The sequence below is a fragment of the Nonomuraea sp. NPDC050540 genome, assembly GCF_044457485.1.
In the GTDB taxonomy this organism is placed as follows: Bacteria; Actinomycetota; Actinomycetes; order Streptosporangiales; family Streptosporangiaceae; genus Nonomuraea.
The window spans coordinates 485,060-501,609 of record NZ_JBITHA010000004.1; the positions used below are offsets into that span (position 1 = coordinate 485,060).

General features: G+C 68.5%; 19 protein-coding genes. 16 read left to right on the plus strand and 3 right to left on the minus strand.

What is annotated here, in order from left to right; translation table 11 throughout:
* Entirely contained in the window at positions 1–312 is a 312-nt protein-coding gene (locus tag ACIBI5_RS16855) for a PLDc N-terminal domain-containing protein (RefSeq protein ID WP_397247644.1), read from the minus strand.
* Positions 313–442: 130 nt separating this feature from the next.
* On the opposite strand from ACIBI5_RS16855, the gene ACIBI5_RS16860 reads away from it, so the two are divergent.
* Entirely contained in the window at positions 443–1,489 is a 1,047-nt protein-coding gene (locus ACIBI5_RS16860) for a hypothetical protein (protein WP_397247646.1), read from the plus strand.
* A 10-nt stretch (positions 1,490–1,499) separates the two neighbouring features.
* Positions 1,500–1,742, plus strand: coding sequence for a hypothetical protein (locus tag ACIBI5_RS16865; protein WP_379625274.1), 243 nt, complete (start codon positions 1,500–1,502; stop codon positions 1,740–1,742).
* Positions 1,743–1,995: 253 nt separating this feature from the next.
* Here ACIBI5_RS16865 and ACIBI5_RS16870 read toward each other — a convergent pair whose 3' ends face one another.
* Complete coding sequence (locus ACIBI5_RS16870; protein ID WP_157248821.1) at positions 1,996–2,217, minus strand: BldC family transcriptional regulator; 222 nt, start codon at positions 2,215–2,217, stop codon at positions 1,996–1,998.
* 277 nt (positions 2,218–2,494) lie between these two features.
* Between ACIBI5_RS16870 and ACIBI5_RS16875 the strand changes: the two genes are divergently transcribed.
* The gene (locus ACIBI5_RS16875) at positions 2,495–2,713 is read left to right on the plus strand and encodes a DUF4229 domain-containing protein (protein ID WP_397247648.1); all 219 of its coding nucleotides are present in this window, start codon (positions 2,495–2,497) and stop codon (positions 2,711–2,713) included.
* Here ACIBI5_RS16875 and ACIBI5_RS16880 read toward each other — a convergent pair.
* Positions 2,710–3,921: a hypothetical protein gene (locus ACIBI5_RS16880; protein WP_397247650.1), complete on the minus strand. Its 1,212-nt coding sequence runs from the start codon at positions 3,919–3,921 to the stop codon at positions 2,710–2,712. The two genes, ACIBI5_RS16875 and ACIBI5_RS16880, sit on opposite strands and share 4 nt — an antisense overlap.
* A 109-nt stretch (positions 3,922–4,030) precedes the next feature.
* On the opposite strand from ACIBI5_RS16880, the gene ACIBI5_RS16885 reads away from it, so the two are divergent.
* The 13 genes from ACIBI5_RS16885 (at position 4,031) to nuoK (ending at position 16,480) form a co-directional block, all read left to right on the plus strand.
* Positions 4,031–4,750, plus strand: coding sequence for a demethylmenaquinone methyltransferase (locus ACIBI5_RS16885; protein WP_184958610.1), 720 nt, complete (start codon positions 4,031–4,033; stop codon positions 4,748–4,750).
* Between the two features lie 225 nt (positions 4,751–4,975).
* Positions 4,976–6,214, plus strand: a complete 1,239-nt coding sequence (locus ACIBI5_RS16890; protein WP_397247652.1) for a geranylgeranyl reductase family protein — start codon at positions 4,976–4,978, stop codon at positions 6,212–6,214.
* Between the two features lie 76 nt (positions 6,215–6,290).
* Positions 6,291–6,686, plus strand: coding sequence for an NADH-quinone oxidoreductase subunit A (locus tag ACIBI5_RS16895; RefSeq protein WP_184958606.1), 396 nt, complete (start codon positions 6,291–6,293; stop codon positions 6,684–6,686).
* Positions 6,687–6,688: 2 nt separating this feature from the next.
* The gene (locus ACIBI5_RS16900; protein WP_184958604.1) at positions 6,689–7,240 is read left to right on the plus strand and encodes an NADH-quinone oxidoreductase subunit B family protein; all 552 of its coding nucleotides are present in this window, start codon (positions 6,689–6,691) and stop codon (positions 7,238–7,240) included.
* On the plus strand, positions 7,237–7,908 hold the full coding sequence (locus ACIBI5_RS16905) for an NADH-quinone oxidoreductase subunit C (protein WP_397247654.1): 672 nt from the start codon (positions 7,237–7,239) through the stop codon (positions 7,906–7,908). The genes ACIBI5_RS16900 and ACIBI5_RS16905 overlap by 4 nt, the downstream gene beginning before the upstream one ends.
* Before the next feature lie 49 nt (positions 7,909–7,957).
* A complete protein-coding gene (locus tag ACIBI5_RS16910) occupies positions 7,958–9,283 on the plus strand; it encodes an NADH-quinone oxidoreductase subunit D (protein WP_397247656.1) in 1,326 nt (441 codons plus the stop codon).
* Entirely contained in the window at positions 9,280–9,936 is a 657-nt protein-coding gene (gene nuoE, locus ACIBI5_RS16915) for an NADH-quinone oxidoreductase subunit NuoE (protein ID WP_397247658.1), read from the plus strand. Before ACIBI5_RS16910 ends, nuoE begins: the two co-directional genes overlap by 4 nt.
* On the plus strand, positions 9,933–11,222 hold the full coding sequence (nuoF, locus tag ACIBI5_RS16920) for an NADH-quinone oxidoreductase subunit NuoF (protein WP_397247660.1): 1,290 nt from the start codon (positions 9,933–9,935) through the stop codon (positions 11,220–11,222). Before nuoE ends, nuoF begins: the two co-directional genes overlap by 4 nt.
* On the plus strand, positions 11,219–13,594 hold the full coding sequence (locus ACIBI5_RS16925; RefSeq protein WP_397247662.1) for an NADH-quinone oxidoreductase subunit G: 2,376 nt from the start codon (positions 11,219–11,221) through the stop codon (positions 13,592–13,594). The genes nuoF and ACIBI5_RS16925 overlap by 4 nt, the downstream gene beginning before the upstream one ends.
* The gene (gene nuoH / locus ACIBI5_RS16930; RefSeq protein ID WP_397247664.1) at positions 13,591–14,928 is read left to right on the plus strand and encodes an NADH-quinone oxidoreductase subunit NuoH; all 1,338 of its coding nucleotides are present in this window, start codon (positions 13,591–13,593) and stop codon (positions 14,926–14,928) included. Before ACIBI5_RS16925 ends, nuoH begins: the two co-directional genes overlap by 4 nt.
* The gene (gene nuoI, locus ACIBI5_RS16935; protein ID WP_090931991.1) at positions 14,915–15,430 is read left to right on the plus strand and encodes an NADH-quinone oxidoreductase subunit NuoI; all 516 of its coding nucleotides are present in this window, start codon (positions 14,915–14,917) and stop codon (positions 15,428–15,430) included. Before nuoH ends, nuoI begins: the two co-directional genes overlap by 14 nt.
* Positions 15,423–16,187: an NADH-quinone oxidoreductase subunit J gene (locus tag ACIBI5_RS16940; RefSeq protein WP_397247666.1), complete on the plus strand. Its 765-nt coding sequence runs from the start codon at positions 15,423–15,425 to the stop codon at positions 16,185–16,187. Before nuoI ends, ACIBI5_RS16940 begins: the two co-directional genes overlap by 8 nt.
* Complete coding sequence (gene nuoK / locus ACIBI5_RS16945; RefSeq protein ID WP_184958585.1) at positions 16,184–16,480, plus strand: NADH-quinone oxidoreductase subunit NuoK; 297 nt, start codon at positions 16,184–16,186, stop codon at positions 16,478–16,480. The genes ACIBI5_RS16940 and nuoK overlap by 4 nt, the downstream gene beginning before the upstream one ends.
* Positions 16,481–16,550 lie beyond the last annotated feature (70 nt).

Below are 16,550 nucleotides of genomic sequence, written 5' to 3' on the forward strand. Positions count from 1 at the left end.
TCACTCCTCCCCGCGCATCCGCTTGTCGAGGTCGCGCAGGAACTCCGGGTCGTCCTCCGGTCCCTTGGGCGGATCCTGGCGCGGCGGCGCCGGGCGCCGCGGCATGCGCGGGGGACCGTCCTCGGCGGCGCCACGGGTGGGCCTGCCGAGCAGGAACCACAGAAGCCCGCCCACCACGGGGACGAGGATGATGACGAGCACCCAGAGGGTCTTTGGCACGTTCCGCACCTCGTCTTCCGGCGTCGTGATGACGTCGAACAGGGAGTAGAGCCAGAAAGCCAGCACCGCCAGGGTGACCAGGACACCTGCCATGCCCGAACTGTAAGCCATCCGAGGCGTGATCGTGCTTGCTCGGTGTCCCATTTCGGATGACTCGGGAAGATCGGCCGCGTACCGTGGAACCGGATCAGGTGGGGCGGAGGGGTTTCACCTGATGGGCAGGGTGTCTAGGGGTGAGATGGCCTTCTCCAGCGACAAGGGCCGGCATCGACGTGGACGTTGGTGGCGGCGCGGGTCCTACCTCTTCTCGCGCCGCGGTGACGCGCCGCCGGAGGCGGACCGCTCGTTCTGGTCCCGTGACACGCCCGCGGAGGGCTTCCGCGAGGCCGAGCGGAAGCGCGCGGACCGGCCGGCCGGGGGAGACGGGCCGTCCTTCCGCGCACAGCCGCAGGCCGAGCGGAGCGTGTGGCCGTTTCGAAGACGCGAGCGCGTCGAGCGCGCGGAAGAGGCGGAGCAGGCGCGGCGACCCGAGCGGGCCGACGAGCCCGGCTGGCGGCGCGAGCGGCTGCCCGCCGCGGTCGTGGAGCGGCCGCAGTACACCTGGCACGACTTCGAGCTCACCGACCTGCCGCCGCGCGCGCAGCCCAACCGGCCCGACGCGCCCGTCCAGGCGGACGGCTTACGGCACTGCGGCGACCTGGAAGCCGTCCTGCACCGCCAGTGGGACGCCAGGCTCGGTCCGCCCTCGCCGGAGGCCGTGCGCGCCGTGGAAAGCCTCGCCCGGCTGCCGGAACGGCTGAAGCGCAAGCTCGCCATCGGGCTCGAAGGCATCTACGTGGGCGCCGGCGGCGTCCCCGACCTCGACGACATGGGCTACCTGCGCGGCGCCCCCCTGCCCTCCGGCAAGGCCTCCTGGGACATCTGCGCCGGCGCGTACGGCGACCGCAAGATCGTCGTCGGCGATAGGCCTTCTCCCACCCCCGACGTGATGATGCACGAGGTCGGCCACGCCCTCGACGACATCGACTCCCCGCATGGCGATTGGGTCTCCGACTTGCCCGAGTTCGTGGCACTCTACGAGAAGGCCGCTCCCATGCTGGCCTCCGCCTTCCACCGGCAGGGCGGGGGGCTCGGCCGCAAGGAGTTCTTCGCGGACGCCTTCGCCGCGATCTCCTCGCGCCAGCGTCCCGCGCTGGTCGACATGCTGGGCGGTGACACGCGGATGGCCCTCGACGTCATGTTGTTCTTCAACCGGCGCTACGGAATCTAGGTGATGAGCGATGTACGTCATCCGGCTCGCTGACGGGACCCTGCGCGTGCCGCAGAGCCTGACCAGTGAAGACGGGCGTCTCATCGGCAACGCGTATGTGGAACTGGAGCCCGGGGATCCCGACTACGAGCGATGGCTGCCGGAGTCGTGCACCGAGGAAGAGGCGGCCGAGCGGCGTGCGCGCTGGGCGGCGGAGAACGACGAGCTGGAACAGGAGTTCCTGGCCTTCAAGGCGGAGCAGGAGGACGCCTGACATCGGGGGACAACCCTGACCGACGGGGGGTGGTGGTCACCGCGACGGCCTGAGGGGTGGAGGCCGGGTCGTGGTTCGGGTCGTCCGGGCAATGTACGTAGAGGGCGTGGGCACGCGTGCCGGGATTCAGCGCGGGGTGGGGCGCTCGTTTCGGTCCTCGGCCACGGGGGCCGGGCCGTACCGGCGAGAAGAGCGTGCCTGTGGGATCCGTGGCGGTGATCCTGCGGCGCAGGATCACCGACCTGACGGAACGTCAAACGCGCGGGGACTCACCTGCCGGCCGTTCGGCCGTAAGAACATCCTCGCCTCTAAGAAGGGCGTGCACTTCCGACTCGCGGAAGCGACGGTGCCCTCCGGGGGTGCGGATACTGCTGATGCGGCCTGCCGCAGCCCAGCGTGTAACCGTCTTTGGGTCTACCCGGAAGAGGGCGGCAACCTCTCCTGGGGTCAGCAGACGCTCGCTGCTACTCTCCACCAATCTCTCCCCCTCGCATCCCGCTTCCTGCCAGCGGGCGGACAGGTAACCAGTGTGTCGAGCGAAGCCTGATTTATCCGTGGTTTTCGACAAAGATCACGGGTTGTTATCGGCTGACTGCCCGATTGTTATATGATAGAGCCTCTTTGGGGCTCTCGTGGGTGTTTCTTTACGAAACACCCTGACTGGGAACAGTAGCAGTGCTCGCGCCCGATGCGAAGAGCGGCAGCCGGTACGGCTCGCAGGGGCACGACCAGGAGCGAGTAGCCTCTGACCTGTGCATCCCGTTCTCGTTTACACCGCGTCGCGCATCGGCTTGTTCACCGTGACTCTCGGTGTCCTGTACTTGCTCGGACTGCAAAATCCGCTGGTGCTGATCCTGGTGGCTTTCCTGATCAGCGGTGTGGCCAGCTACGTCCTGCTGTCCAAGCAGCGTGACGCCATGAGCGCCCGCATCAGCGACAAGATCAACCGGCCTAAGCCGCAGGACGACTAGGGCAGAGGGAACATGCCAATCCGGGCATGGTACTCCCGTCCGAGTCGAGTTGTGTCACTACCAACGAGTAGTCCACGGCTGTACGCCAGAAAAGCCTTGACGCCGATACCGCGTTCACGTCCCGGATTCCACGCCAGCGCCTTTCCGGTGCGCGGATCGAGGGCGGCGATGCCCTCTCTGGGCACGGCGCCGGGCCCCGCCGAGTCACGGCCGCGCGGGTTGTTCATCCAGCGCTGATGCCCGCCCACGTAGACGGCCGCGCCGGTCGCCGCGACCGAGTAGAGCGAGTCGCCGCCGGTGTGGTTCACCCAGGTCGGCCTGACGCGCTGGCTCCTGGTGTGGGTCTCGAACCTGGCCGCGCTGTCGCACAGGCGGCGCGGGTCGCCGTTGCCGCCGGTCGTGACGACCACGAAATAGTCGCCTCCGGGTGACAGGTCGAGGCCGCGTACATAGCTGGGGAAGACGTCCTGGCACCGCGGCTCGTACGCGGCCGTGCGCCAGTTGGCCACCCGGGGCGTCGCCGTGGAGATGTCGATCACGCCCAGCTGGGGCCGCGGCTCGCCGTCGAGCGTGGTGAAGCTGCCGTCGACCACCAGCCGGTCGGCGCTCGCGGCCAGCGCGTGGACCTTGACCTTGGGGGTGCGGGGCAGGCCGGGCTCGACGGTGAAGCGCGGGTCGGCGGCGCCGGTCGTGGCGTCGAGCCTGGCCAGGGCGGTTCTCGGCGAGGTGAAGTCGCCGCCGGTGTAGAGGTGGGCGCCGCGCCTGGCCAGCGTGGTCACGGCGCCGCCGGACACGCGCGGGGCGAAGTCGCGTACCGTCGAGCCGTCGGACAGGCTCAGGCGGGTCAGCGCGCGCGCCCGCGTGCGGTTGACCGACGGGAAGTCGCCGCCGACGTAGACGGTGCCGTCGGCGCCGGCGGCCAGGGCGTGGACCGGGCCGGCGACGTCGGGGGCGAAATCGGCCAGGACGGCGCCGGTGGCCAGGTCGAAGGCGAAGAGGTTGCTCCGGGGGAAGGTGGTCGTGCGTCTCGCGTCGGCTACCTCGCTGAACGAGCCGCCGACCACCACCGTGCCGCCCACCAGGGCGATGGTGTTGACGATGCCGTCGAGGACGTGGGGGGTGGTGTCGGCCGGGTTGGCGGACACCACGCGGGTGTGCGTGACAGGGGCCATCGTGATGACCGCTGCAAGGGTGACACGCGCGAACATTCGCCAAGTTCTAGCAGACGGTGCGTTATGGAGTGGCTACTTTCCGTTGGTTGTCGGGATAGGGCACACGCGATGAGGGCCTTACGGGCGGGGGCAATAGGCTTGCCGCATGACCCGCGCTCAGTTGGACAAGCAGCCGCACGAGGTCGCCGCGATGTTCGATCGCACGGCCCGGCGCTATGACCTCGTCAACGATGTGATCTCGTTCGGTCAGGTGCGCTACTGGCGCAAGGCGGTCGCCGCGGCCGTGGACGCGGGGCCCGGCGAGGTGGTCCTCGACCTGGGCGCGGGGACGGGCACCTCCACCGACAGCTTCACCACGCTGGGCGCGCGGGCGATCGCCTCCGACTTCTCGCTGGGCATGCTCCAGACCGGTGTGCGCCGCCATGGAGGCAACGCCCTCAGCGGCCCGGGGATCCCGTTCGTCGCGGGTGACGCGATGCGGCTGCCGTTCGCCGACGACAGCTTCGACGCGGTGACGATCTCGGTGGCGCTGCGCAACGTGCACGACACCCCGGTGGCGCTGCGCGAGATGCTGCGCGTCACCAAGCCGGGCGGCCGGTTGGTGATCATGGAGTTCTCGCACGTGACCGTCAAGTCGTTCGACCTCTTCTACCGCGAGTACCTGATGAAGATGCTGCCCAAGGTGGCCAAGGTCCTCGGCTCCAACGACGACTCCTACGAGTATCTGGCCGAGTCCATCAGAGACTGGCCGGACCAGCCGTCGCTGGCGCGGATCATCCAGGAGGCCGGCTGGGAACGTGTCGCCTGGCGCAACTTGAGCCTCGGCATCGTCGCCATGCACCGCGGCTTCAAGCCCGCCTCATGAACGAACCCCCCGACTGCCACTTTGCCCCGTAAAAGCGTTAGACTGCGGGCCGACAAGTTTGTGAAGGGGTTCACAAAGGAACGAAGGCGCCATACCCCACGGCCTTCGAGCGTGTAGGACAGGACAGGACAGTCCAGTGACCGTGCCAGCAGCCATACGCCAAGCGCAGGAGCTCGCCACGAGAGAGCGAGGCACGATGCCAACGAGTGGTGAGCGGGCGCGACCATGAACACAGTTGACGCCGACGTCATCGTCGTCGGCGCCGGTCCCTCAGGCTCCGCGACCGCGTTCTACCTGGCCCGAGCAGGGCTGGACGTGCTCCTCCTGGAGAAGACGCGTTTCCCCAGGGAGAAGGTCTGCGGAGACGGCTTGACCCCACGCGCGGTCAAGCAACTGCAGAACATGGGCGTCGACATCGACGGGCCCGGCTGGATCAGGAACAAGGGTCTGCGGGTCGTCGGCGGCGGGCTCCGCTTCGAGCTCGACTGGCCGCAGCTCGACAGCTTCCCCGACTTCAGCCTGGTCCGCACCCGCCAAGACTTCGACCAGATCATGGCCGCCCACGCGGTCAAGGCCGGGGTACGCCTCATGGAGGGCGTCAACGTCACCGGGCCGATCCTGGACGACCGCAGCGGGCACGTGACCGGTGTCACCACCAAGGACGGCGCGACCTACCGCAGCCGCCTCGTGGTCGCCGCCGACGGGAACAGCACGCGCATGGCGCTCGGGATGGGGCTGCACAAGCGCGAGGACCGTCCGATGGGCGTGGCCGTACGCACCTATTTCCAGAGCCCGCGCCACGACGACGACTACCTCGAGACGTGGCTCGAACTGTGGGACCAGGACACGCTGCTGCCGGGCTACGGGTGGATCTTCCCCGTCGGCGACGGCACCAGCAACGTCGGGCTCGGCCTTCTCAACACCAGTGACGCCTTCGGCAAGATCGACTACCGTGAACTCCTCAAGCGGTGGTGCAGGAACATGCCCGCCGAATGGGCCTTCACCGAGGAGAACATGACGGGGCCGATCCGCGGTGCGGCCCTGCCGATGGCCTTCAACAGGCAGCCGCACTACACCCGCGGCCTGGTGCTCGTCGGCGACTCCGGCGGCGCCATCAATCCGTTCAACGGCGAGGGCATCGCCTACGCCATGGAGACGGGCGAGATCGCGGCCGAGGTGATCGCGAAGGCGCTTCGCGGCACCACTCCCGCGCAGCAGGAACGTATCCTGCGCACGTACCCGCAGGTCCTCAAGGACGCGTATGGCGGATATTTCACCTTGGGCAGATTGTTCGTCGAAGCGATCGGGAAGCCAGGTGTGATGAGCTTCGGTACGAGGCACGGGCTGCCTCACCCGAGGCTGATGCGCTTCGCGCTCAAACTCCTTGGTAATCTCACCGACCGGCGAGGCGATGCGTCAGACAGGATCATCAACGCACTCTCGAAGGTCGCCCCACCAGCATGAACCGCAGACCCACCCGGCAAACTTATAGGTCAGACTGCGCGCCCGCGCGCGTTGCGACAGAAGAGGAGGCGTAGCGATGGACCTTTATGTGCCCATCCTGGTGCTCGCCATTCTCGCGGGAGGCTTCGCGATCTTCTCGGTCGCGGTCGCTCCGTTCACCGGTCCCAAGCGCTGGAACCGCGCCAAGCTTGACGCCTACGAATGCGGCATCGAGCCGACGCCCCAGCCTGTCGGTGGCGGACGCTTCCCGCTGAAATACATGATCACCGCGATGCTGTTCATCGTGTTCGACATCGAGATCATCTTCCTTTATCCGTGGGCGGTCTCCTTCGCCCCGCTGAAGGGCGCCGACGGCCAGGTGATCGCCTCGGGCCTCGGGGTGTTCGCGCTGGTCGAGATGGTGCTGTTCATCGTCACCGTGCTTGTCGCCTATGCGTACGTGTGGCGCCGCAAGGGTCTGGACTGGGACTGATTATGGGACTTGAAGAGAAACTCCCCAGCGGGTTCATCCTCACCACGGTCGAGCAGGCCGCCGGTTGGGCGCGCAAGAACTCCGTATGGCCGGCCACGTTCGGCCTCGCATGTTGCGCCATCGAGCTGATGGCCACCGGTGGCCCCCACTTCGACCTGGCGCGCTTCGGCATGGAGCGCGCTTCGGCGTCTCCCCGCCAGGCCGACCTGATGATCGTCGCCGGCCGCGTGTCGCAGAAGATGGCGCCGGTCGTGCGCCAGATCTACGACCAGATGGCCGAGCCCAAGTGGGTCATCTCCATGGGCGTGTGCGCCTCCAGCGGCGGCATGTTCAACAACTACGCCATCGTGCAGGGCGTGGACCACATCATCCCGGTCGACGTCTACCTGCCCGGCTGCCCGCCGCGGCCGGAGATGCTGATCGACTCGATCGTGAAGCTGCACGACAAGATCCAGAACATGAAGTTCGGCGCGCACCGCAAGAAGCAGATCGACGAGCTCGAACTGCAGGCCCTGCGTACGCTTCCGCTGATCGACCAGGGGGCGGGCAAGTGAGCGACAACCTCCCCGAGGTACCGGGGACCGAGCCGCCGCAGACGCCGATCGCCCGGCAGGGCATGTTCGGCGCCCACGACACCGGCGACACCTCGGGCTACGGCGGCCTCGTCGTACGGCGGGCCCCCGAACTGTCCACCCCGCGCCCCTTCGGCGGCTACTTCGACGCCCTGGTCGACACCCTCGACATGGACGACGCCATCGAGCGCGTCGTCATCGACAGGGGCGAGCTGACCCTCCACGTCAAGCGCGAGCGCCTGGTGGAGGTCCTGCAGAAGCTGCGCGACGACGCCGGCCTGCGCTTCGAGCTGTCGCTCGGCGTGACCGGCGTGCACTACCCGCACCTGCAGGGCGAGGAGCTTCACTCGGTCGTCCACCTGGTCTCGATCACGCACAACACCCGGGTGCGCGTCGAGACCTGCGCGCCGGACGACGACCCGCACATCCCGTCGTCGGTCGGCGTCTACCCGACGCACGACTGGCACGAGCGCGAGGCGTACGACTTCTTCGGCATCGTCTACGACGGACACCCCGCGCTGACGCGGATCATGATGCCGGACGACTGGGACGGTCACCCGCAGCGCAAGGACTACCCGCTGGGCGGCATCCCGGTCGAATACCGCGGCGCCACGATCCCCGCGCCGGACGAGAGGAGGTCCTACGCATGAGCGAGCCGCGTCGAGCTTCATGCGTTGACGACCGAAGGGAGGATCACTCGTGAGCACCGGCTACGACGAGGCGACCGAGGGCAAGGTCTACTCGGTCAGCGGCGGCGACTGGGACGAGGTCGTCACCAGCGCGCGCGACTCCGAGGAAGAGCGCCTGGTCATCAACATGGGCCCGCAGCACCCGTCCACGCACGGCGTGCTCCGCCTGGTCCTGACCCTCGACGGTGAGACGGTCACCGAGGCGCGCGGCGTCATCGGCTACCTGCACACCGGCATCGAGAAGAACATGGAATACCGGACGTGGACCCAGGGGACCACGTTCGTGACCCGCATGGACTACCTCGCGCCGATCTTCAACGAGACCGCGTACTGCATGGGCGTGGAGAAGCTGCTCGGCATCACCGACCAGGTCCCCGAGCGGGCCCAGGCGATCCGCGTGATGATGATGGAGCTCAACCGCATCGCCTCGCACCTGGTCGCGATGGGCACGTTCGGCATGGAGCTGGGCGCGACGACGCCGTTCCTGTTCGGCTACCGCGACCGCGAGCTGATCATGGACCTGTTCGAGTACATCACCGGCCTGCGCATGAACCACGCCTACGTACGGCCGGGCGGCGTCAGCGTCGACCTGCCCGCGGGCGCCGTGGACAAGGTGGGCGAGTTCCTCAAGGAGATGCCCAAGCGGATCAAGGACGTCCGCAAGCTTCTCGACGAGAACCCCGTCTACGTCCGCCGGACCAGGGACGTCGGCTACCTCGACCTGACCGGCTGCATGGCGATGGGCGTCACGGGCCCGATCCTGCGCGCCGCCGGCCTGCCCTGGGACCTGCGCAAGTCGCAGCCCTACAGCGGCTACGAGACCTACGACTTCGAGGTCGCCACCGAGCGCGGCTGCGACGTCTACTCCCGCTACCTGGTGCGCATGAAGGAGATGGAGGAGTCCCTCAAGATCATCGAGCAGGCTCTCGACCGGATCGCCGGTCCGCTCAAGGGCAAGCCCGTGATGATCGAGGACAAGAAGATCGGCTGGCCGGCGCAGCTCGCGCTCGGCCCCGACGGCTTCGGCAACTCGCCCGACCACATCGCGCACATCATGAGCAGCTCCATGGAAGCCCTGATCCACCACTTCAAGCTGGTGACCGAGGGCTTCCGGGTGCCGGCCGGCCAGGCGTACGCCTCGATCGAGTCGCCCAAGGGCGAGCTCGGCGCGTACGTGGTCAGCGACGGCGGCACCCGGCCTTACCGCGTGCACTTCCGCGAGCCCTCCTTCACGAACCTGCAGGCCTTCCCCGCCATGACGGAAGGCGGACAGGTCGCCGACGTGATCGCCGCGGTGGCTTCTATCGACCCGGTTATGGGAGGTGTTGACCGGTGAGTTATTCACCGGAGGTCCGCGAGCGTCTTGAGCGGGACGCGAAGGAGATCATCGGGCGCTACCCGAAGACTCGTTCCGCGCTGCTGCCCCTGCTGCACCTGGTGCAGTCGGAGGAGGGCTACGTCTCCGACGACGGCCACGAGTTCTGCGCGGAGATCCTGGGCCTGAGCAAGGCCGAGGTGGTGGGCGTCTCGACGTTCTACACCATGTACAAGCGCCGCCCGGCCGGAGACTTCCACGTCGGCGTCTGCATCAACTCCCTGTGCGCCGTCATGGGCGGCGACCAGATCTGGGAAGAGCTGTCGGAGCACGTCGGCGTCGGTCACGAAGAGGCGACCGCCGACGGCAAGGTCTCGCTTGAGCGCATCGAGTGCAACGCGGCCTGCGACTTCGCCCCGGTCATGATGGTCAACTGGGAGTTCTTCGACAACCAGACGCCCGACTCGGCCAAGCAGCTCGTCGACGACCTGCGTGACGGCAAGAGCGTCTCGCCGACCCGCGGCCCGAAGAAGCTCTGCTCCTTCAAGGAGGCCTCGCGCGTGCTCGCCGGGCTGCCCGACGAGCTGGCGGGCGACGGCCCCTCGGCCGCCGGCGCCTCGCTGGAGGGCCTCAAGGTCGCCAAGGCCAACGGATGGAAGGCCCCTGAGGCATGACGACTACGCTGACGCCGGTCCTGACCGCCAACTGGGACCAGCCCAACTCCTTCACGCTCGAGGGTTACGGCCCCTACGAGGCGGCGAAGAAGGCCCTCGGCATGGATCCCGACGCGGTCATCCAGGCCGTCAAGGACTCCGGCCTGCGCGGTCGCGGCGGCGCGGGCTTCCCCACCGGCATGAAGTGGGGCTTCATCCCGCAGGGTGACGGCAAGCCCCACTACCTCGTCGTCAACGCCGACGAGTCGGAGCCGGGCACCTGCAAGGACATCCCGCTGATGATGGCCAACCCGCACTCGCTGGTCGAGGGCATCATCATCACGTCCTACGCCATCCGCGCCAACCACGCCTTCATCTACGTACGCGGCGAGGTGCTCCACGTCATCCGCCGGCTGCACGCGGCCGTGCGCGAGGCGTACGAGAAGGGCTACCTCGGCAAGGACGTCTTCGGCTCCGGGTATGACCTCGACCTGGTCGTGCACGCGGGCGCGGGGGCGTACATCTGCGGCGAGGAGACGGCGCTGCTCGACTCGCTCGAAGGGCGTCGCGGTCAACCTCGGCTCAAGCCCCCGTTCCCGGCCGTGGCGGGCCTGTACGCCTCGCCTACTGTCGTGAACAACGTGGAGTCGATCGCCAGTGTTCCCTCGATCCTCACCAACGGCGCCGACTGGTTCGCCGGGATGGGGACGGAGAAGTCGAAGGGCTTCGGCATCTTCTCGCTGAGCGGGCACGTCACGCGGCCCGGCCAGTTCGAGGCGCCGCTGGGCATCACGCTGCGCGAACTGCTCGACATGGCCGGGGGGATCCGCGCGGGCCACGAGCTCAAGTTCTGGACCCCGGGCGGCTCCTCCACGCCGATCTTCACCGCCGAGCACCTGGACGTGCCGCTCGACTTCGAGCAGGTCGGCCTCAAGGGCTCGATGCTCGGCACCCGCGCGCTGCAGATCTTCGACGAGACCACCTGCGTGGTCAGGACCGTGCTGCGCTGGACGGAGTTCTACGCCCACGAGTCCTGCGGCAAGTGCACGCCCTGCCGCGAGGGCACCTACTGGCTCAAGCAGGTGCTCAAGCGCCTGGAAGCCGGTCAGGGCACCGAGGAGGACCTGTCCACGATCACCGACATCGCGGACAACATCCTCGGCCGGTCCTTCTGCGCCCTGGGCGACGGCGCGGCCAGCCCGATCCACTCGTCGGTGAAGTACTTCCGCGACGAGTACCTCAAGCACTTCGAGGTCGGCGGCTGCCCGTTCGACGCGAAGAAGTCCACTGTCTGGGGTGACCAGTGACGACCACCGCTGTAGAAACCTCCCTGGTGACCCTGAGCATCGACGGCTTCCAGGTCAGCGTCCCCAAGGGCACCCTGATCATCCGGGCCGCCGAGCTCCTGGGCATCCAGATCCCGAGGTTCTGCGACCACCCGCTGCTCGACCCGGCGGCCAACTGCCGCCAGTGCCTGGTCGACATCCCCGACGCCGGCAACGGCCGCGGCTTCCCCAAGCCGCAGCCCTCCTGCGCGATCGAGGTCGCCCAGGGCATGGTCGTGCAGACCCAGCTCACCTCGCCGGTGGCCGAGAAGGCGCAGCGGGCGGCCATGGAGTTCCTGCTCCTCAACCACCCGCTCGACTGCCCGGTCTGCGACAAGGGCGGCGAGTGCCCCCTGCAGAACCAGGCGATGTCCAACGGCCAGGGCGAGTCCCGCTTCCACGAGCACAAGCGGACCTTCCCCAAGCCGCTGCCGCTCTCGACGCAGGTGCTGCTCGACCGCGAGCGCTGCGTGCAGTGCGCGCGCTGCATCCGCTTCTCCGACCAGATCGCCGGCGACCCGTTCATCGACTTCTTCGAGCGCGGGGCCAAGGAGCAGGTACGGGTGGCCGACGGCCAGCCGTTCGAGTCCTACTTCTCGGGCAACACCGTCCAGATCTGCCCGGTGGGCGCGCTGACCGGTGCCGCCTACCGCTTCCGCGCCCGGCCGTTCGACCTGGTCTCCTCGCCGAGCGTCTGCGAGCACTGCGCCTCTGGGTGCGCCCAGCGCACCGACCACCGCCGCGGCCGGGTCACCCGCCGGCTGGCCGGTGACGAGCCGCAGGTCAACGAGGAGTGGAACTGCGACAAGGGCCGCTGGGCGTTCACCTACGCCACGCAGCCCGACCGGCTGAAGACGCCGCTGGTCCGCAACGAGGAGGGCGTGCTCGTCCCGGCCTCCTGGCCCGAGGCGCTGGCCGTCGCGGCCGAGGGCCTGGCCGCGGCCCGCGGCAGGACCGGTGTCCTGCTCGGCGGCCGGCTGACCGTCGAGGACGCCTACGCCTACTCCAAGTTCGCCAGGCTCGCGCTCGGCACCAACGACATCGACTTCCGCGCCCGGCCGCACTCGGCCGAGGAGACCCAGTTCCTCGCCCACGCCGTCGCCGGCAAGGGCATCGAGGTCTCCTACACCGACCTGGAGCAGGCCCCGGCCGTCGTCCTGGTCGGCTTCGAGCCCGAGGAGGAGTCGCCGATCGTCTTCCTGCGCCTGCGCAAGGCCTGGAAGAAGCACGGACTGAAGGTCACCGCGATCGCGCCGTTCGCCGCCAAGGGGCTGGCCAAGATGGGCGGCACGCTCATCCGCACCGCCCCCGGCGCCGAGGCCGAAGCCATCGGCGACCTCATCGGCACGCTGGCCGAGGGCACGATCGTGCTCGCCGGCGAGCGGCTCGCCACCGCCCCGGGCGCCCTGTCGGCTCTGGTACGGCTAAGCGCCGCCTCCGGCGCCAAGGTCGCCTGGATCCCGCGCAGGGCCGGCGAGCGTGGCGCCATCGAGGCCGGCGCGCTGCCGAACCTCCTGCCGATCGGCCGTCCGGTCGAGGACGAGAGCGCCAGGGCGGAGATCGCCAGGGCGTGGAACGTCGCCTCGCTGCCGGCCACCCCGGGCCGCGACACCGACGGCATCCTGGCCGCCGCGCGGGCCGAGGAGATCGACGCGCTGGTGATCGCCGGCGTCGACCCCTACGACCTGGCCGACCCGGCCGCCGCACTGGCCGCGCTGGAGAACACACCGTTCATCGTCAGCCTGGAGATCCGCGCGAGCGCGGTCACCGACCGCGCCGACGTGGTGCTGCCCGTCGCGGCCGTGCAGGAGAAGTCCGGCACGTTCGTCAACTGGGAGGGCCGCGGCCGCTCGTTCGAGGCGCCCATCCGGGTGCCCGGCCTGCAGAGCGACCTCCACGTGATCGGCAACCTGGCCGACCGTCTGGACGTGCACCTGGGTCTGCCCGACGCCAAGGCCGCCCGCCGCGAGCTCGGCTCGGTCGGCGCCTGGCGCGGCAGCCACGTGGCCGCGCCCAACGTCGGCGGCGGCGCCGCCGGGGCGCCGCAGGCGGGTCAGGCGCTGCTGGCGACCTGGCACCTGCTGCTCGACGACGGCCGCATGCAGGACGGCGAGCCCTACCTCGCGGGCACCTCCCGCGCGGCCGAGGCGCTGGTCTCCGAGAGCACCGCCGCCGAGATCGGCGTGGGCGACGGCGACAAGCTCGTCATCGGCGACGCGATCACGCTGCCGGTGCGCATCGCCGAACTGCCCGACCGTGTGGTGTGGGTGCCGGCGAACTCCGGCGGCAGCTCGGTCACCCGCGACCTGCGCGCGGTGTCCGGCGACATCGTCACGATCGGGAGCGCTTCATGATCCTCCTCGCCACGGAACCGACCCTGGCCGACTTCGGCAAGGATCCGCTCTGGATCACCATCGTCAAGGCGCTGATGCTCTTCGTCTTCCTGATGCTGGGGATCCTGTTCGGCGTCTGGTACGAGCGCAAGCTCATCTCCAAGCTGCAGAACCGCATCGGCCCCAACCGGGCGGGCAAGTTCGGCCTGCTGCAGTCGGTGGCCGACGGCCTGAAGATGGGCCTCAAGGAAGACCTGTTCCCGAACACCGTGGACAAGGCGCTCTACCTGATGGCTCCGGTCATCATGGTGATCCCCGCGTTCCTGGCCTTCTCGATCACGCCGTTCGCCGGCATGGTCAACCTGTTCGGCGTGCAGACGCCGCTGCAACTGGTGGACCTTCCGGTCGCGGTGCTGTTCATGCTGGCCATGGGCGCCATCTCGGTGTACGGCGTCGTGCTGGCCGGGTGGTCGTCGCGCTCGCCGTACGCGCTGCTGGGTGGTTTGCGGAGTGCGGCGCAGGTGGTCTCCTACGAGATCGCCATGGGACTGTCCTTCGTCGGCGTGTTCCTGTTCGCGGGGACGCTGTCCACGTCGGAGATCGTCAAGGCGCAGGCCACGGGCGGGGAGTTCTGGGGCATCCCGATGCCCTCCTGGTACGTGGTGCTGCTGCTGCCGTCCTTCCTGATCTTCGTGATCTGTGGCTTCGGCGAGGCCGCCCGTATCCCGTTCGACCTGCCCGAGGGCGAGGGCGAGCTGGTCGGCGGGTTCCAGACCGAGTACTCCTCCTCGCTGAAGTTCGCCCTGATCATGATGGGCGAGTACCTGCACACGTTCACCGCGTCGGCGATGGCGATCACGCTGTTCCTGGGCGGCTGGCAGGCGCCCTTCGGCCTGCCGGACGAGGGCTGGTGGGGACTGCTCTGGTTCTTCATCAAGTTCGTCCTGGTCTTCTCCTTCGTGGTCTGGGTACGGGCCTCGCTGCCGCGTGTCCGCTACGACCAGCTGATGTCGCTGGGCTGGAAGGTCCTCATCCCGCTGAACCTGGCGTGGATCATGCTCGTGGCCTCGGTCCGGGCGATCATGTACGTCAAGGAGGGTCCGACCTCCGGCTTCGAGGGAAGCATGGCGGTCGTCCTGACGATCACCGCCGTCGTGGTCCTCGGCGCGCTCGGCATCTGGGCCCGGTTCGACACCGTCAACCAGCGCCGCAAGGAAGCCGAGAAGGCCAAGGTCGCCGCGGAGTTCGAGGAGCTGGACCGCGAGCCGACCGCCGGCGGATTCCCGGTGCCGCCGCTCGATCTGCCGCACTACCACGGGGTGCAGCACAAGGAGGTTCCCAGTGGGACTAACTGATTGGCTGAACCCCGTCAAGGGCTTCGGCGTCACCTTCCACACGATGTTCAAGAAGCCCGTCACGGTGAACTACCCGGAGGAGAAGCGGCCCACGGCCCCTCGCTTCCACGGTCGCCACCAGCTCAACCGCTGGCCCGACGGGCTGGAGAAGTGCGTCGGCTGTGAGCTGTGCGCATGGGCGTGTCCGGCCGACGCGATCTACGTCGAGGGCGCGGACAACACCGAGGAGGAGCGTTTCTCCCCGGGCGAGCGCTACGGGCGCACCTACCAGATCAACTATCTGCGGTGCATCCTGTGCGGTCTCTGCATCGAGGCTTGCCCGACTCGCGCGCTGACCATGACCAACGAGTACGAGCTGGCCGACACCAACCGTGAAAGCCTCATCTACACCAAGGAGATGCTGCTCGCACCGCTGACGCAGGGCATGGAGCAGCCGCCGCACCCGATGCGGCTCGGTGAGACCGAAGAGGACTACTACCGCCTGGGACGGACCAATGGGTGAGCAAGTCACTTTCTGGGTGCTCGCCGTCGTGTCCGTGTCGGCGGCCCTGGGCGTGGTGTTCAGCCGCAAGGCGGTCTACTCCGCGCTGATGCTGGGCGGCGTCATGCTCTGCCTGTCGGTGCTGTACGCGGCGCAGGACGCGCCGTTCCTCGCCGCGGTGCAGATCATCGTCTACACCGGCGCCGTCATGATGCTCTTCTTGTTCGTGCTCATGCTGGTGGGCGTCGACTCCTCCGACTCCTTCGTGGAGACGTTGAAGGGGCAGCGCTTCTGGGCCGCGATCGCCGGGCTCGGCTTCGCCTCGCTGATCATCCTGGCCGTCGGCAACGCCGTCTTCGGCAACGCCAAGGGCCTGGCCGCGGCGACCGGTCAGGGCGGCTACATCCGCTCGCTGGCCGGGCAGATCTTCACCCGCCACGTGTTCGCCTTCGAGGTGACCTCGGCGCTGCTGATCACCGCGGCGCTCGGCGCGATGGTCCTCGCCCACCGCGAGCGGCTCACCGCCAAGGCCACGCAGAAGGACCTCTCGCGCGCCCGGTTCCAGGGCGACCAGCCCTCGCCGCTGCCCGGCCCCGGCACGTACGCCCGGAGCAACGCCATCGACATGCCGGCGCTGCTGCCCGACGGCTCGGTCTCCGAGAAGTCGGTCAACCGCTACATCGCGCGCTACGACGTCGAGCACGGCCACCTGCCCGCCGACCCGAAGCTCGCCGAGGCGATCAAGCACTCGGTCGAGGTCGAGGAGGACTCGAAGTGACGACGCAGTACCTGATCCTCTCGGGGCTGATTTTCGCCATTGGCGCGCTCGGTGTGCTGATCAGGCGTAACGCGATCGTGGTGTTCATGTGCGTGGAGCTGATGCTCAACGCCTGCAACCTCGCGTTCGTCACCTTCGCCAGGCAGAACGGCAACCTCGAAGGCCAGATCATCGCGTTCTTCGTGATGGTGGTGGCCGCGGCCGAGGTCGTGGTCGGTCTGGCCATCATCGTGACGATCTTCCGAACCCGCAGGTCGGCGTCCGTGGACGACGCGAACCTGCTGAAGTACTGAGGGGTGACTGGTGGATCCCGTTAAGATCGCCGATTTCGCTGGCAGCGGCGCGATCGGTGTGTCATGGCTG

Coding starts and splice junctions, on each gene's coding strand:
- ACIBI5_RS16855 (WP_397247644.1), bottom strand. CDS start 312: ATGGCAGGTGTCCTGGTCACCCTGGCGGTGCTGGCTTTCTGGCTCTAC.
- ACIBI5_RS16865 (WP_379625274.1), top strand. CDS start 1,500: ATGTACGTCATCCGGCTCGCTGACGGGACCCTGCGCGTGCCGCAGAGC.
- ACIBI5_RS16880 (WP_397247650.1), bottom strand. CDS start 3,921: ATGTTCGCGCGTGTCACCCTTGCAGCGGTCATCACGATGGCCCCTGTC.
- ACIBI5_RS16885 (WP_184958610.1), top strand. CDS start 4,031: ATGACCCGCGCTCAGTTGGACAAGCAGCCGCACGAGGTCGCCGCGATG.
- ACIBI5_RS16890 (WP_397247652.1), top strand. CDS start 4,976: ATGAACACAGTTGACGCCGACGTCATCGTCGTCGGCGCCGGTCCCTCA.
- ACIBI5_RS16895 (WP_184958606.1), top strand. CDS start 6,291: ATGGACCTTTATGTGCCCATCCTGGTGCTCGCCATTCTCGCGGGAGGC.
- ACIBI5_RS16900 (WP_184958604.1), top strand. CDS start 6,689: ATGGGACTTGAAGAGAAACTCCCCAGCGGGTTCATCCTCACCACGGTC.
- nuoF (WP_397247660.1), top strand. CDS start 9,933: ATGACGACTACGCTGACGCCGGTCCTGACCGCCAACTGGGACCAGCCC.
- nuoH (WP_397247664.1), top strand. CDS start 13,591: ATGATCCTCCTCGCCACGGAACCGACCCTGGCCGACTTCGGCAAGGAT.
- ACIBI5_RS16940 (WP_397247666.1), top strand. CDS start 15,423: ATGGGTGAGCAAGTCACTTTCTGGGTGCTCGCCGTCGTGTCCGTGTCG.